Genomic DNA, 15673 nt, shown 5'->3' with positions numbered 1-15673 from the left:
ACGGGGGCCATTCCGGCCCGTTGTGGACGAACCAGGTAACAACGCCATGAAACGTACTTTCCAACCAAGCACCATCAAACGCGCCCGTACTCACGGCTTCCGTGCTCGCATGGCTACCAAGAACGGCCGTGCTGTCCTGTCGCGTCGCCGCGCCAAAGGTCGTGCGCGTCTGGCAGTTTGATAATCCGGTACTGGTGGTGAGTCAGGACTTCAGTCGGGAAAAGCGTCTGCTAACCCCCCGGCATTTCAAGGCAGTCTTTGACTCCCCCACCGGCAAGGTTCCGGGAAAAAATCTCCTGCTCCTTGCGCGTAACAACGATCTTGATCACCCCCGTCTCGGGTTGGTGATCGGCAAGAAGAGCGTAAAGCTCTCCGTTGAGCGCAATCGCCTCAAGCGTCTGATGCGCGAATCGTTTCGCCTCCACCAGGACACTCTGGTTGGTTGGGATATTGTTATCGTCGCGCGCAAAGGCTTGGGTGATGTAGAAAACCCCGAATTGATTCAGCATTTCGGCAAGCTCTGGAAACGTTTGGCGCGTACCCACAAGCCAGCACCAGCAGTCAGCACCGAAACTGTAGGGGTAGACAGCCTTGATGCGTAAACTGGCAATCGTTCCGATCCAGTTTTATCGCTATGCCATTAGTCCTCTGATGGCCAGTCACTGTCGTTTCTACCCCAGTTGTTCCTGCTACGCGTTAGAGGCCATAGAAAATCATGGTCTTCTGCGCGGTGGCTGGCTGACCTTTCGTCGTTTAGGTCGCTGTCATCCGTGGAATCCCGGTGGTTATGACCCGGTTCCACCTATCCCTACCTCCCGTTCTTCTTCGATGGCCGAGTAATCATGGATATTAAACGCACAATCCTGATCGTCGCCCTGGCAATCGTGTCCTATGTCATGGTCCTTAAATGGAACCAGGACTACGGTCAGGCTGCCCTGCCGACTCAGAATGTTGCTACCAATCAGGCTGCGCCGGCTATTCCGGACACCCCGCTGGGTAACAATGCGTCCGCGAGTGCCGATGTACCCAGCGCGAATGGCGAGACAAGTGCCCCGTTAGAAACGCCAGTGGTCACCAACAAAGACCTCATCCACGTGAAAACGGATGTGCTCGAGTTGGCTATCGACCCACAGGGTGGTGATATCGCACAGCTGAAGCTGCCGCTGTATCCACGTCGCCAAGACCATCCGGATGTGCCGTTCCAACTGTTCGATAACGGCGGTGAACGTACTTATCTGGCACAAAGCGGCCTGACTGGTACCAATGGTCCGGATGCACGTGCTACCGGTCGTCCGGTTTATTCGACCGAACAAAAGACTTATCAACTGGCAGACGGCCAGAACCAGTTGAACGTCGACCTGAAATTCAGCCTCGACGGTGTCAACTACATCAAGCGTTTCAGCTTTACCCGCGGTTTGTACGATTTGAAGGTCACTTACCTGATCGACAACACCAGCGACAAAGCCTGGAGTGGCAACCTGTTTGCCCAGCTCAAGCGTGACGCCAGCTCCGATCCGTCTTCCAGCACCGCCACCGGCACCGCCACTTACCTGGGCGCCGCCCTGTGGACAAGTAACGAGCCGTACAAAAAAGTGTCGATGAAAGATATCGACAAGGGCACGCTGAAAGAAACCGTCCAAGGTGGCTGGGTAGCGTGGCTGCAGCACTATTTCGTGACCGCCTGGATTCCGAACAAGGGTGACGCGAACCTGGTTCAAACCCGCAAGGACAGCCAGGGCAATTACATCATTGGCTTCACTGGCCCGGCGTTGACCGTTGCTCCAGGTGCCAAGGCTGAAACCAGCGCTACCCTGTACGCCGGTCCTAAAAGCCAGGCGGTACTGAAAGAGTTGTCCCCAGGCCTGGAATTGACTGTGGACTACGGCTTCCTGTGGTTCATTGCCCAGCCGATCTTCTGGCTGTTGCAACATATCCACAGCATCGTGGGTAACTGGGGCTGGTCGATCATCTTCCTGACCATGCTGATCAAAGGGCTTTTCTTCCCTCTGTCGGCAGCCAGCTACAAGTCGATGGCGCGTATGCGTGCCGTGGCCCCGAAACTGGCCGCGCTGAAAGAACAACATGGTGATGACCGGCAGAAAATGTCGCAGGCTATGATGGAGTTGTACAAGAAAGAGAAGATCAACCCGCTGGGTGGATGCTTGCCGATTCTGGTACAGATGCCGGTGTTCCTGTCGCTTTACTGGGTATTGCTGGAAAGCGTTGAAATGCGCCAGGCGCCGTTCATGCTGTGGATAACTGACCTGTCGATCAAAGACCCGTTCTTTATCCTGCCGATCATCATGGGCGCGACCATGTTTATCCAGCAGCGTCTGAACCCAACCCCGCCGGATCCGATGCAGGCCAAGGTAATGAAAATGATGCCAATCATCTTCACCTTCTTCTTCCTGTGGTTCCCTGCTGGCTTGGTACTGTACTGGGTGGTCAACAACGTGTTGTCGATCTCTCAACAGTGGTACATCACACGTAAAATCGAAGCGGCTACCAAAAAAGCCGAGGCGTAATTTACTCTGTGGATAACCACTCAAGACGCCCCCTAGTGGGGCGTTTTGCTTTCCGTCACTTTTGTTCTGGAACCCGCTGATGAGCGCTCCTCGTGAAACCATTGCTGCTGTCGCTACCGCTCAAGGTCGGGGCGGTGTCGGCATCGTTCGAATTTCCGGGCCATTGGCGGGCGTGGCAGCCAAGGCTATCAGCGGCCGGGAGCTGAAACCCCGTTATGCCCATTACGGTCAGTTCCTGGATGCCGACCACAGCGTATTGGACGAGGGGCTGGCCATCTATTTTCCAGGGCCAAACTCGTTCACTGGTGAAGATGTCCTCGAACTACAAGGGCACGGTGGTCCTGTGGTGTTGGACATGCTGCTGCAGCGCTGCTTGCAATTGGGTTGCCGCCTGGCCAGACCAGGGGAATTCAGCGAACGCGCATTCTTGAACGATAAGCTCGACCTGGCCCAGGCCGAAGCCATCGCCGATTTGATCGAAGCCAGTTCTGCACAGGCTGCACGTAACGCATTGCGTTCATTGCAGGGGGCTTTTTCCCTGCGTGTGCATAACTTGACCGAGCAACTGATCAGCCTGCGCATCTACGTCGAAGCCGCGATTGATTTTCCGGAAGAAGAAATAGACTTCCTGGCGGATGGCCATGTATTGGCGATGCTGGATAAAGTCCGCGATGAGTTATCCACAGTGCTGCGCGAAGCCGGGCAGGGCGCCTTGCTGCGCGATGGTATGACGGTGGTGATTGCCGGCCGGCCCAATGCCGGCAAATCCAGCCTACTCAATGCTCTGGCAGGGCGCGAGGCGGCCATCGTCACCGAGATCGCCGGCACTACCCGGGATATCTTGCGTGAACATATCCACATCGACGGTATGCCGCTGCACGTGGTCGACACCGCAGGTCTGCGCGATACCGACGACCAGGTGGAAAAGATCGGCGTGGAACGTGCGCTCAAGGCGATCAGCGAAGCCGATCGTGTGTTGCTGGTGGTGGATGCCACTGCACCTGAAGCTGTGGATCCTTTTGCCTTGTGGCCGGAATTTCTTGAACAACGGCCAGACCCGGCCAAAGTCACCTTGATTCGTAACAAGGCCGACCTTACGGGTGAAGCCATCGCCCTGGAAACCAGTGAAGATGGCCACGTCACTATCAGCTTGAGCGCGAAATCGGCCGGCGAGGGTCTGGAATTGCTGCGCGAGCACCTTAAAGCATGCATGGGCTACGAACAGACCTCGGAAAGCAGCTTCAGTGCGCGGCGCAGGCACCTGGAAGCGCTGCGTCATGCCAGCGCGGCCCTGGAGCACGGGCGGGCCCAGCTGACCTTGGCGGGGGCTGGGGAGCTGCTGGCTGAAGATTTGCGTCAGGCGCAGCAGCTGCTGGGTGAAATCACCGGCGCTTTCAGCTCGGATGATTTGCTGGGGCGGATTTTCTCCAGCTTTTGCATTGGCAAATAGCCGAGTTATCCACCTCGTCTACCAGTTGTAAGACACCGTACCGAGCAAGGTACGGCTGTCACCCCAATAGCAACGCCCCGCATCGTTGCAACCGGATACATATTCCTTGTCGAACAGGTTCTTGGCGTTCAGGTCCACCGACCAGTGTGGGTTGATCTGATAACCCAGTGCCGCATCCACCAAGGTGACGCTTCCTGCGTCCAGCTTCCCGTAGAGCGTAGGCGGGGTGTAGGAAAAGGTACTGTCGAAATAGCGCACCCCGCCGCCCAGGGAGAAACCCTTGAGTTGGCCGTCGAGAAAGCGATATTTGCCCCACACCGAAGCCTGGTTACGCGGCACGCCTGTCATCTGACGGCCTTCTACCAGCGAAGTGGCCGAATCCTTGGTTATCCGGGCGTCAGTGTAGGTATAGGCCGCCGTCACGTTGAAGTTGGAGCTGATGTTGCTGTTGACCTCGACTTCCACGCCCTTGGCGCGACTTTCACCGACTTGGCGATAGCTGTTGGTGGTGGCATCGAGGTAGGTATCGTCCTGCTTGCGCAGGTCATACACCGACACGGTCATCGCCGTATCCCAGCCGATCGGTTCGTACTTAACGCCCACTTCATATTGGCTGCTGGTGATCGGTTTCAACGGCGAGCCGGCGTTGGAGATCTGCTGCACGGGGACAAACGCGGTGGAATAGCTGACATACGGCGTAAGGCCGTTGTCGAACTGGTACATCACCCCGCCCTGGTAAGTGAATTTACGATCCTGTGAGTTGATATTGCTCGATGGCTTGACCTTGTCTCGGTAATTGCTGTCGACCCAATCCTGGCGGCCTCCGAGCAGAAAGAGCCAATGGTCGTATTTGCTTTGGATCTGTGCATAAACCCCTTTCATCTGCTGTTCAAGCAAAGTGTTTTGCACTGCCAGGGGAGTGAGCGGGTCGCGCAGGTACACCGGGTTATACACATCGATGGTGCCGGCGAAACCCGCATCCCAGTCTTGATTGAACGAGGTTCGGTCATAGCTGGCGCCCAATAGCACTGTGTTTTCCACACTGCCCAACTGGAACTTGCCTTCGAGCTGGTTATCCAGGGAATAGACCATCGATTTGTTGTAGCGGTCATAGGCGTTCATGTTCAGCCGGGTGCCGAAGCCACCGTTATTCAATGAGCCAGGCCAGGTTTCGTGCCGGTTGATGCGTGACTGCATATAGCGCGAGTTCTGACGGAACTGCCAGTCATCATTGAAGCTGTGGCTGAACTCATAGCTGGTGCTCCACGCTTCGCGTTCAAATGTGTTCCAGTCCGGATTGCCCAGTAGGGTGTGTTTGGACAGCTTCCCGTTGGGATTTGTAAGCAGCGTACCGGCGGCGGGTAGGCCAAGTTCCAGGTTGGTATGGTCTTTCTGGTAGTTGGCCAGCAGCGTCAGGGTGTTGTAGTCGTCGAAGTTCAGGGTCAGGGATGGCGCGATATATAGACGATCGTCCGGGACGTGATCGGTCTGTGTGTCGGATTTACGCCCCAGCATCACCACCCGGCCCAGAATATTGTCACTGTCGTTGAGCGGGCCCGAGATATCCACACCCAACTGGCGTCGATTATTCGAACCATAATTCACCTGCACCTCGCCTTGCGGGGTTGCAGTCGGGTGTTTACTCACCAGATTAACCAAACCACCGGGTGCGTTTTCACCGTAGAGCAGGGAAGACGGGCCGCGGAAAATCTCGACCCGTTCCAGGCCGTAGGGTTCGCTGGTGGTGTCGTATCGATTGCCTTGAACTCGCAGGCCATCTCGCAGCAGGCCGTAGCCGTAATCCGTGGCATTGAAACCGCGAATGAAAAACAGATCGCCTGCCAAGCCGTCGCCCGCAGCGAACGGTGGGGCGAAGATTCCCGGTACGTAGCCCAACACGTCTGTCAGGGTTTGAGATTTCTGGTCCTTGATACGCTGGCCAGTGACAACGGACACCGAACGCGGAGTCTCGGACAGCGGTGTGCTGGTCTTCGTGCCGATCCGGCTGTTCTGCGCCTTGTAGCCTACATCCCCGGCGATCTCTTGATTGAAGCCGCCCTGTTGATAAGTGCTCACAGTGGTGGGTGCCAACGTGAGTCGGCCAGCAGGGGCCGCCTGTAATACATAGCTGCCGGGAGCTTGTGCGACCGCCTGCAGGTCCGAGTTCTGCAGCAGCAGCGCAAAGCCCTGGTCCACCGAATAGTCACCTTGCAGCCCCGGCGTATTCAAACGCGCGGTTTGCTGGGGGGAGAAGGACAGAATCACATTGGCCCTGGCAGCAAACTGGCTCAACGCATTGTCCAGCGGGCCAGCGGCAATTGCATAGTATTGCGTTGCGCTGGCGGCCGTGACGGCGGTGGCTAACAACACACCGGTGGTAGCGGTGATGAACTGCAGACCGTAGGTCATGCTGTGGCAGGAAAGTCGTTTGCGGAGCGGGGTGGGAAGGCGCATAGGTGAGTAAGCCCTGAAGGTAGCGTCGTGATTACCTGTAGGGCCGCACCAGGTCAAAAAAAGATAACCCTCTGTGGATTATTTTTTCGATCAGCCGATTCGGGTGACCGACACCCAATAGCGCGTAAAGTATTTCACTTGAATCGGCAGGCTCGCTTGCAGGTTAGTGAGGACGGCATCGGTTGAGTCCAGACGGAAGGTCCCGGAAACGCGTAGGCCTGCAGAGGCTGGGTCGCAGTGCAATACGCCCGGCCGATAGCGCGCCAACTCATCGATAACTTCTCCCAGCCGAGCATCGAGCACGATCAGTTGGCCATCGACCCAGGCGCCCTGTACTCCGCCATATCGCTGGGCAGCGCGCACATTGCGCCGATCAAACTCTGCGCTCTCACCCGCGCCAATAGTGCGGCGAAGTTCGGGTTGGTCGCCGGGGGATATCTCAACCCGTTCTTCCAAGACACCAACCCGCGTGGCGTCCGGCAGTTGGCGCACAGTAAACCGAGTGCCCAGCGCCTGGACCCGGCCTTGGCGAGTTTCGACATAAAACGGTAAGTGCCCACCCCGTGTGCCGGTGTGGATAAGCACTTCACCCTCGCGCAGACGGATCAAACGTTGTCGCCCATCAAATGCCACATCGATAGCGGTATGAGTATTGAGATTGATCTGCGTGCCATCCGCCAGCTCGATGCGTCGCCTCTGGCCCACCGACGTGCGGTAATCAGCCCATATGTTGCCCAGCGACGTATGTTGCTGGACGTTCCACCCCAGATAGCCACTGCCGCCGAGCACCAGCATCCACTTGAGGACCTGGCGCCGCTGTTGCGTGGTGGACAACGCGCGGCGTGTGAGGTCAGGGGACAGGGCTCCAAGGCTGCGCTGCAACTGCTCCATCTGGTTCCAAGCCGCCTGGTGGGATGGGTCACGATTAAGCCACTGCTGCCAGGCTTGATGTTGTGCGGGCGTCGGTGGTTGCGACTGAAATTGCACGTACCAACTGGCAGCGGCCTCGAACGTCTTGCGGTCGGGGCTGACCATTACCGGCTGGCCATGATCAGGGAGCATTCGGTGAGGGCGCGGATCATGTGTTTCTTCACCGTGGTCAGCGATACCTGCAGTTGATCGGCGATCTGTTGATAAGTCAGCCCTTCAATCTGTGCGAGCACGAAAATTCGCCGTGCCCGCTCACCCAGGCCAGACAGCGCTTTATCCACAGCCACTAGGGTTTCGATGATGATTGCCTTGTCTTCTTCACTGATAGCTGTGGTTTCGGGACGCTCTGCCAGGGTTTGCCTGTAGGCCTGCTCGATGGCGTGCCGCCGGTAGCGGTCAATCACCAGACCCCTGGCGATGGTCGTCAGATAGTCCCGTGGTTCACGGATCTGCGCTGCGTGACATCCACCGAGCATGCGCACGAACGTATCGTGGGCCACATCGGCTGCATCGCTGGCGTTATGCAATTTTCCCTTGAGCCATCCGCGCAACCACGAATGGTGCTGTTCATAGATGTGCTGGACCGCTGCGGTATGTGAGGAGGAAGGCATAGTCGCGACAAGGTAGGTTAATGATAATCGCTATTATTAACTGGCCCAGTGTTTTCCCACAATAGATCTGTTTTTGTCCCACCCGGGATTAATTCCCAGCTTTGCCGTGGACGAAATCGGCCGTTTCTGTGGATTAAGCCCTGTGAATAACCGCGGTTGTGCCCAGTTGATAACAGGGCCTGAAACCTGAGTAAAAACCCACCTGTGGATAACCAGTCGTTTAATCCACAGGCTTAAAGCACTTATCCAAGGGCCTCATCGGCAGATGACCACAACGTTTTGAATCTCTGTACACATTGAAAATAAAGGCCTGCAGAGATCTATCCACAGAAATGTTGCTCAGTATAAATAAACATAAAAACAAAGATTTAATAAATTTCTCTCTTTTAATTTCTATTGTCTGTGATTCATCCACAGCTGGTTAAATTTTGTGCAAAGGGTTCTTTAGGAAGGGCGAAGTCCCTATACTTGCCGCCAAAGCTGTAGAACCCTTTCAACAAACAATTCCTGATTACCTACATAAGCAGGCACGAGGTGCGTGGTGGATTTCCCTTCCCGTTTTGAAGTGATCGTCATCGGCGGCGGTCATGCCGGTACCGAGGCAGCACTGGCGTCAGCACGCATGGGCGTAAAAACCCTGTTGCTGACGCATAACGTGGAAACCCTCGGTGCCATGAGTTGCAACCCCGCAATTGGCGGGATTGGCAAAAGCCATCTGGTCAAGGAAATCGATGCCCTTGGCGGGGTAATGGCGATGGCCACCGACAAGGGTGGTATTCAATTTCGCGTGCTCAACAGCCGCAAAGGCCCGGCCGTACGTGCTACCCGGGCTCAGGCCGACCGCATCCTGTACAAGGCAGCGGTACGCGAAACCCTGGAAAACCAGCCGAACCTGTGGATATTTCAGCAGGCCGCCGATGACTTGATCGTCGAGCAGGACCAGGTACGCGGTGTCGTTACGCAAATGGGTCTGCGTTTTCATGCAGATTCGGTCGTACTGACCACGGGCACGTTCCTCGGCGGACTTATCCACATCGGTATGCAAAATTATTCCGGTGGTCGTGCCGGTGACCCGCCGTCGATTGCCTTGGCAAAACGTCTGCGTGAACTACCGCTGCGCGTCGGCCGTTTGAAAACCGGAACCCCGCCACGCATTGATGGGCGTTCTGTGGATTTCTCGATGATGACCGAGCAAGCCGGCGACACGCCGATCCCGGTCATGTCGTTCATGGGTTCCAAAGAACAGCACCCGAAACAGGTCAGCTGCTGGATTACCCACACCAACGCCCGAACCCACGAAATCATTGCCGCGAACCTTGATCGTTCGCCGATGTATTCCGGGGTGATCGAAGGCATTGGCCCGCGTTATTGCCCGTCGATCGAAGACAAGATCCACCGCTTTGCCGACAAGGAAAGCCACCAGGTCTTTATCGAACCCGAAGGCTTGACCACCCACGAGCTGTACCCCAACGGAATTTCCACTTCGCTGCCGTTCGATGTGCAAATCCAGATCGTGCAGTCGATTCGCGGTATGGAAAACGCGCACATCGTGCGTCCGGGCTACGCCATCGAGTACGACTACTTCGACCCGCGCGACCTGAAATACAGCCTGGAAACCAAAGTGATCGGCGGCCTGTTCTTCGCCGGCCAAATCAACGGCACTACCGGTTATGAAGAAGCCGGGGCCCAAGGTTTGCTGGCCGGGACCAACGCAGCATTGCGTGCACAAGGCAAAGACAGCTGGTGCCCGCGTCGCGATGAAGCCTACATCGGCGTATTGGTCGACGACCTGATTACCCTGGGTACCCAGGAACCGTACCGGATGTTCACATCTCGGGCGGAATACCGTCTGATCCTGCGCGAAGACAACGCCGACCTGCGCTTGACCGAAAAAGGTCGCGAGCTGGGCCTGGTCGATGACGCCCGCTGGGCGGCCTTCTGCAAAAAACGCGAAAGCATTGCGCTCGAAGAACAGCGTCTGAAAAGTACCTGGGTTCGCCCGGGCACGGAGCAAGGCGACGCCATTGCAGAAAAATTCGGCACGCCGTTGACCCATGAGTACAACTTGCTCAACCTGCTTTCCCGCCCGGAAATCGACTACGCTGGTCTGGTCGAAGTGACTGGCCAGGGCGCAGAAGACCCACAGGTTGCTGAACAGGTTGAAATCAAGACCAAATACGCAGGCTACATTGATCGCCAGCAGGACGAGATCGCCCGGCTGCGAGCCAGTGAAGACACCAAACTGCCTGTGGATATCGACTACAGCGGGATTTCCGGGTTGTCGAAGGAAATTCAAAGCAAGTTGGGGATAACTCGGCCGGAAACCCTCGGGCAGGCTTCACGTATCCCTGGCGTCACTCCGGCAGCCATCTCGCTGTTGATGATTCATTTGAAAAAACGCGGCGCGGGCCGTCAGTTGGAGCAAAGCGCTTGAGTTCGTTGGTCACCTCGCAACACGCCGAAGAGTTATCCACAGGAGCGCGTCAGTTGGGCGTAGCCCTGACCGAAGCCCAGCATGAGCTACTGCTGGGCTACCTGGCCCTGTTGATCAAATGGAACAAGGCTTACAACCTGACAGCAGTGCGTGACCCAGACGAGATGGTGTCGCGGCATTTGCTCGACAGCCTCAGCGTGATGCCGTTTATCGAAAATGGCCGTTGGCTCGATGTGGGCAGCGGCGGCGGCATGCCTGGCATCCCGTTGGCGATCCTGTTTCCCGAGTCCCACGTGACCTGCCTGGACAGCAACGGCAAGAAAACCCGCTTCCTGACCCAGGTCAAACTCGAACTCAAGCTGGATAACCTGCAAGTTATCCACAGTCGTGTCGAAGCATTCACGCCTGAACTGCCTTTCAACGGGATCGTGTCTCGGGCGTTCAGCAGCATGGAGAACTTCAGCAACTGGACACGCCACCTGGGCGACCGTGATACCCGCTGGTTGGCAATGAAGGGCGTTCATCCAAGCGACGAGCTGTTAGCATTGCCGGCAGACTTCCACCTCGATAGCGAACACGCCTTGGCCGTACCTGGTTGCCAAGGCCAACGCCATCTGCTGATACTGCGCCGCACGGCATGATTGGGAACACAAGCAAGAATGGCTAAGGTATTCGCGATAGCGAACCAGAAAGGTGGCGTGGGTAAAACCACCACCTGTATCAACCTCGCAGCATCCCTGGTCGCGACCAAGCGTCGGGTGCTGTTGATCGATCTCGATCCACAGGGCAACGCCACCATGGGTAGCGGTGTGGATAAACACGGCCTGGAAAACTCGGTCTACGATTTGCTGATTGGCGAATGCGACCTGGCCCAGGCCATGCACTATTCCGAGCACGGCGGTTACCAACTGCTGCCGGCCAACCGCGATCTGACCGCGGCGGAAGTGGTGCTGCTGGAAATGCAGATGAAAGAAAGCCGTCTGCGCAGCGCCCTGGCGCCCATTCGCGAAAACTACGATTACATTTTGATCGACTGCCCACCGTCGCTGTCGATGCTCACGCTTAACGCGCTGGTTGCCGCCGATGGGGTAATTATCCCCATGCAGTGCGAGTACTTCGCTCTCGAAGGCTTGAGCGACCTTGTGGATAACATCAAGCGAATTGCCGAGTTGCTCAACCCGAACCTGAAAGTCGAAGGCCTGCTGCGTACGATGTATGACCCGCGCCTGAGCCTGATGAACGATGTATCGGCGCAGCTCAAGGAGCACTTTGGCGATCAGTTGTACGACACCGTGATTCCACGCAACATCCGCCTGGCCGAAGCGCCAAGCTATGGCATGCCCGCGCTGGCGTACGACAAATCCTCGCGTGGTGCCATTGCCTACCTGGCATTGGCTGGCGAGATGGTTCGTCGCCAACGCCGTAATTCACGCACCGCTGCAGCCCAGCCAACTTAAGGAATCCCCATGGCCGTCAAGAAACGAGGTCTCGGACGTGGACTGGATGCACTGTTGAGTGGTCCGACCGTCACATCGCTTGAAGAACAAGCGGTGCAGGCCGACGAGCGCGAGCTGCAGCACTTGCCGCTGGACCTGATCCAGCGGGGCAAATACCAGCCACGTCGGGACATGGACCCCCAGGCCCTGGAAGAACTGTCCAACTCGATCAAGGCCCAGGGCGTGATGCAGCCCATCGTGGTGCGCCCCATTGGCGGTGGCCGCTTTGAGATCATCGCCGGGGAGCGCCGCTGGCGTGCCAGCCAGCAGGCCGGCAAGGAAACCATCCCGGCGATGGTGCGCGATGTACCGGATGAAACCGCGATCGCCATGGCGTTGATCGAGAATATCCAGCGTGAAGACCTCAACCCGATCGAAGAAGCGATTGCGTTGCAGCGTTTGCAGCAGGAATTCCAGCTCACCCAGCAACAAGTGGCCGAGGCAGTGGGCAAGTCCCGCGTCACCGTGTCCAACTTGTTGCGTTTGATCGCGCTGCCGGAAGTGATAAAGACCATGTTGTCCCACGGCGACCTGGAAATGGGCCATGCCCGTGCGTTGCTCGGTTTGCCGGAAAATCAACAGGTTGAAGGGGCGCGACACGTTGTCGCACGAGGCCTGACCGTGCGTCAGACTGAAGCGCTGGTGCGCCAGTGGCTCAGCGGCAAACCTGCACCGGTCGAAACCGCCAAAGCTGATCCGGATATCGCGCGACTCGAGCAGCGCCTGGCCGAGCGCCTGGGCTCTGCGGTGCAAATTCGTCACGGCAAGAAGGGCAAAGGGCAATTGGTCATCGGATATAACTCCCTTGACGAGCTTCAAGGCGTCCTTGCCCACATCCGCTGAAACATTTGCTTATGTAGCGCGTGATCGGAAATCACTACCCGACAGTTGAATAGGGGCTGAACCGCCCCTATACTCTGCGCGCATTTTGTCGGCACAAATTATGCCAAGTTATTGATTTCCGGCAGCCGACCATTGAGGAGCAAGAGTGATGGAAACCCGCACGCCAAACACGTTGCCGTTCCATCGCTTGGCTGTTTTTCCGGTTCTACTGGCTCAATTTGTCATTTTGCTGATCGCCGCATTGGCGCTTTGGTATTGGCATGGAGTCGTAGCCGGGTATTCAGGACTCTGCGGAGGCCTGATAGCCTTGCTGCCCAATATGTATTTTGCTCACAGGGCCTTTCGGTTTTCCGGCGCCCGAGCAGCCCAGGCTATCGTCCGGTCTTTTTATGCCGGCGAGGCGGGGAAACTGATTTTGACGGCAGTGCTGTTTGCACTGACCTTTGCAGGTGTGAAGCCATTGGCGCCGCTGGCTGTATTCGGCGTCTTCGTGTTGACCCAACTGGTCAGCTGGTTCGCTCCCCTGCTAATGAAAACAAGACTTTCGAAACCTTAGGGCGTTTGAGGCAACCATGGCAGAAACAACCGCTTCGGGCTATATCCAGCACCACTTGCAGAACCTGACCTTCGGTCAGCTTCCTAATGGCGGCTGGGGCTTTGCCCACACCGCAGCAGAAGCCAAAGAAATGGGTTTCTGGGCTTTCCACCTGGATACTCTGGGTTGGTCGGTCGCATTGGGCCTGATCTTCGTTCTGATTTTCCGCATGGCGGCAAAGAAGGCGACTTCCGGTCAGCCAGGTGCTTTGCAGAACTTCGTTGAAGTATTGGTCGAATTCGTCGATGGCAGCGTGAAAGACAGCTTCCATGGCCGTAGCCCGGTGATTGCACCGCTGGCACTGACCATCTTCGTCTGGGTGTTCCTGATGAACGCCGTCGACCTGATTCCGGTGGACTGGATTCCTCAGTTGGCCATGGCGATCTCCGGCGACCCGCACATTCCATTCCGCGCCGTATCCACCACTGACCCGAACGCCACACTGGGCATGGCTCTGTCGGTATTCGCGCTGATCATTTTCTACAGCATCAAGGTCAAGGGCATCGGCGGCTTCATCGGCGAACTGACCCTGCACCCGTTCGGCAGCAAGAACATCTTCGTTCAAGCCCTGCTGATCCCGGTGAACTTCCTGCTGGAATTCGTCACCCTGATCGCCAAGCCGATTTCCCTGGCTCTGCGACTGTTCGGCAACATGTATGCCGGCGAGCTGGTGTTCATTCTGATCGCTGTGATGTTCGGCAGCGGTCTGCTCTGGCTTAGCGGCCTGGGCGTAGTTCTGCAGTGGGCGTGGGCTGTGTTCCACATCCTGATCATTACCCTGCAGGCCTTCATCTTCATGATGCTGACCATCGTCTACCTGTCGATGGCGCACGAAGAGAACCATTAAGACCAGTCTCGACTAGTCTGATGTCCTTCCCGGTCAAACGGGAAGGTGGCCCAACAGGGCTATGAAACGATTTGTTTTACCGCTTTAAAATCTAAAAAACCTAAACCATACGACGTAAAAGTCGGGAGGAAAGATGGAAACTGTAGTTGGTCTAACCGCTATCGCTGTTGCACTGTTGATCGGCCTGGGCGCCCTGGGTACTGCCATTGGTTTCGGCCTGCTGGGCGGCAAATTCCTGGAAGGCGCAGCGCGTCAGCCAGAAATGGTTCCAATGCTGCAAGTTAAAATGTTCATCGTCGCCGGCCTGCTCGACGCCGTGACCATGATCGGCGTTGGTATCGCACTGTTCTTCACCTTCGCGAACCCCTTCGTTGGTCAACTCGCTGGCTAATCACTCGACTTTTCGAGTGATTGGGGTGATGGACAACGAATGAGCGAGGTGTTGGCGTGAACATTAATGCAACCCTGATTGGCCAATCCGTTGCGTTCTTCATTTTTGTAGTGTTTTGCATGAAGTTCGTGTGGCCTCCGGTCATCGCGGCTTTGCACGAACGTCAGAAGAAGATCGCGGATGGTTTGGACGCTGCCAGCCGTGCAGCTCGCGACCTGGAGTTGGCCCACGAGAAAGTGGGTCAGCAACTGCGCGAAGCTAAAGCACAGGCAGCCGAGATCATTGAGCAAGCCAAGAAACGCGGTAACCAGATCGTCGAAGAGGCTGTTGAAAAAGCCCGCGTCGAAGCTGACCGTGTGAAGGCTTCGGCTCATGCCGAGATCGAACAGGAACTGAACGGTGTCAAAGACGCGCTGCGTGCCCAACTGGGTGCTCTGGCCGTTGGCGGTGCTGAGAAGATCCTCGGTGCCACAATCGATCAAAACGCGCACGCGGAGCTGGTTAACAAACTGGCTGCTGAAATTTAAGCGAGGGCGATCATGGCAGAACTGACCACGTTGGCCCGACCTTACGCTAAGGCAGCCTTCGAGCACGCCCAGGCCCACCAGCAGCTGGCCTCTTGGTCAGCCATGCTCGGCCTGGCTGCAGCAGTGTCGCAAGACGACACCATGCAGCGCGTGCTCAAGGCCCCGCGCCTGACGAGCGCAGACAAGGCCGCCACTTTTATTGAAGTGTGCGGCGACAAGTTTGATGTGAAGGTGCAGAACTTCATCCACGTCATTGCCGAAAACGACCGTCTCCCGCTATTGCCGGAGATCGCCGCTCTGTTCGACCTGTACAAGGCCGAAGCAGAGAAATCGGTAGACGTTGAAGTGACCAGTGCTTTCGCATTGAACCAAGAACAGCAAGACAAACTCGCCAAGGTTCTCAGTGCACGACTCAATCGGGAAGTGCGCCTGCAAGCTTCGGAGGACGCATCGCTTATTGGTGGTGTTGTTATCCGTGCCGGCGACCTGGTTATCGATGGCTCGATTCGCGGCAAAATCGCGAAACTTGCCGAAGCATTGAAATCTTGAGTTTGAAGGGGCAGCAGAGCA

Annotated in this window: 17 protein-coding genes; 14 read left to right on the top strand and 3 right to left on the bottom strand. The window is 56.7% G+C overall.

Annotation, left to right across the window (positions count from 1 at the left end):
* Positions 1-46 precede the first annotated feature (46 nt).
* The 5 genes from rpmH to mnmE all read left to right on the top strand — a co-directional run bounded on the left by rpmH (position 47) and on the right by mnmE (position 3975).
* Positions 47-181: a 50S ribosomal protein L34 gene (gene rpmH / locus GIW79_RS09085; protein ID WP_003213577.1), complete on the top strand. Its 135-nt coding sequence runs from the start codon at positions 47-49 to the stop codon at positions 179-181.
* 13 nt (positions 182-194) lie between these two features.
* Complete coding sequence (rnpA, locus tag GIW79_RS09080) at positions 195-602, top strand: ribonuclease P protein component (RefSeq protein WP_020302575.1); 408 nt, start codon at positions 195-197, stop codon at positions 600-602.
* A complete protein-coding gene (yidD, locus tag GIW79_RS09075) occupies positions 595-840 on the top strand; it encodes a membrane protein insertion efficiency factor YidD (protein ID WP_019816912.1) in 246 nt (81 codons plus the stop codon). The genes rnpA and yidD overlap by 8 nt, the downstream gene beginning before the upstream one ends.
* A gap of 2 nt (positions 841-842) precedes the next feature.
* A complete protein-coding gene (yidC, locus tag GIW79_RS09070; protein WP_054898311.1) occupies positions 843-2525 on the top strand; it encodes a membrane protein insertase YidC in 1683 nt (560 codons plus the stop codon).
* A gap of 79 nt (positions 2526-2604) precedes the next feature.
* On the top strand, positions 2605-3975 hold the full coding sequence (gene mnmE, locus GIW79_RS09065) for a tRNA uridine-5-carboxymethylaminomethyl(34) synthesis GTPase MnmE (protein ID WP_014720595.1): 1371 nt from the start codon (positions 2605-2607) through the stop codon (positions 3973-3975).
* An 18-nt stretch (positions 3976-3993) separates the two neighbouring features.
* Here the strand turns inward: mnmE and GIW79_RS09060 are convergent, their stop codons facing one another.
* The 3 genes from GIW79_RS09060 to GIW79_RS09050 form a co-directional block, all read right to left on the bottom strand.
* A complete protein-coding gene (locus GIW79_RS09060) occupies positions 3994-6384 on the bottom strand; it encodes a TonB-dependent siderophore receptor (protein ID WP_371262602.1) in 2391 nt (796 codons plus the stop codon).
* 135 nt (positions 6385-6519) lie between these two features.
* The gene (locus GIW79_RS09055) at positions 6520-7464 is read right to left on the bottom strand and encodes a FecR domain-containing protein (protein WP_236453048.1); all 945 of its coding nucleotides are present in this window, start codon (positions 7462-7464) and stop codon (positions 6520-6522) included.
* The gene (locus tag GIW79_RS09050) at positions 7464-7970 is read right to left on the bottom strand and encodes a sigma-70 family RNA polymerase sigma factor (RefSeq protein WP_057975203.1); all 507 of its coding nucleotides are present in this window, start codon (positions 7968-7970) and stop codon (positions 7464-7466) included. The genes GIW79_RS09055 and GIW79_RS09050 overlap by 1 nt, the downstream gene beginning before the upstream one ends.
* A 541-nt stretch (positions 7971-8511) precedes the next feature.
* On the opposite strand from GIW79_RS09050, the gene mnmG reads away from it, so the two are divergent.
* The 9 genes from mnmG to GIW79_RS09005 all read left to right on the top strand — a co-directional run bounded on the left by mnmG (position 8512) and on the right by GIW79_RS09005 (position 15652).
* Positions 8512-10404, top strand: a complete 1893-nt coding sequence (mnmG, locus tag GIW79_RS09045; protein ID WP_072445717.1) for a tRNA uridine-5-carboxymethylaminomethyl(34) synthesis enzyme MnmG — start codon at positions 8512-8514, stop codon at positions 10402-10404.
* Positions 10401-11045: a 16S rRNA (guanine(527)-N(7))-methyltransferase RsmG gene (rsmG, locus tag GIW79_RS09040; RefSeq protein ID WP_003195893.1), complete on the top strand. Its 645-nt coding sequence runs from the start codon at positions 10401-10403 to the stop codon at positions 11043-11045. The genes mnmG and rsmG overlap by 4 nt, the downstream gene beginning before the upstream one ends.
* Positions 11046-11063: 18 nt before the next feature.
* Positions 11064-11861: a ParA family protein gene (locus tag GIW79_RS09035; RefSeq protein WP_005792605.1), complete on the top strand. Its 798-nt coding sequence runs from the start codon at positions 11064-11066 to the stop codon at positions 11859-11861.
* A 9-nt stretch (positions 11862-11870) separates the two neighbouring features.
* Complete coding sequence (locus tag GIW79_RS09030; protein ID WP_127880315.1) at positions 11871-12743, top strand: ParB/RepB/Spo0J family partition protein; 873 nt, start codon at positions 11871-11873, stop codon at positions 12741-12743.
* A 148-nt stretch (positions 12744-12891) separates the two neighbouring features.
* Positions 12892-13299 carry a F0F1 ATP synthase subunit I gene (locus GIW79_RS09025; protein ID WP_010565865.1) on the top strand — a complete coding sequence of 136 codons (408 nt, stop codon included), beginning with the start codon at positions 12892-12894 and terminating at the stop codon, positions 13297-13299.
* Positions 13300-13315: 16 nt separating this feature from the next.
* Complete coding sequence (atpB, locus tag GIW79_RS09020) at positions 13316-14185, top strand: F0F1 ATP synthase subunit A (RefSeq protein ID WP_003195886.1); 870 nt, start codon at positions 13316-13318, stop codon at positions 14183-14185.
* Between the two features lie 133 nt (positions 14186-14318).
* The gene (atpE, locus tag GIW79_RS09015; protein WP_002555987.1) at positions 14319-14576 is read left to right on the top strand and encodes a F0F1 ATP synthase subunit C; all 258 of its coding nucleotides are present in this window, start codon (positions 14319-14321) and stop codon (positions 14574-14576) included.
* A gap of 56 nt (positions 14577-14632) precedes the next feature.
* Positions 14633-15103, top strand: coding sequence for a F0F1 ATP synthase subunit B (locus GIW79_RS09010; RefSeq protein ID WP_003195835.1), 471 nt, complete (start codon positions 14633-14635; stop codon positions 15101-15103).
* 12 nt (positions 15104-15115) lie between these two features.
* The gene (locus tag GIW79_RS09005; protein ID WP_003195833.1) at positions 15116-15652 is read left to right on the top strand and encodes a F0F1 ATP synthase subunit delta; all 537 of its coding nucleotides are present in this window, start codon (positions 15116-15118) and stop codon (positions 15650-15652) included.
* Positions 15653-15673: the final 21 nt, after the last annotated feature.

Source organism: Pseudomonas sp. PA-7-1E, from assembly GCF_021605325.1.
Classification (GTDB): Bacteria; Pseudomonadota; Gammaproteobacteria; order Pseudomonadales; family Pseudomonadaceae; genus Aquipseudomonas; species Aquipseudomonas fluorescens_BV.
This window is presented reverse-complemented; position numbering and strand designations above follow the sequence as displayed.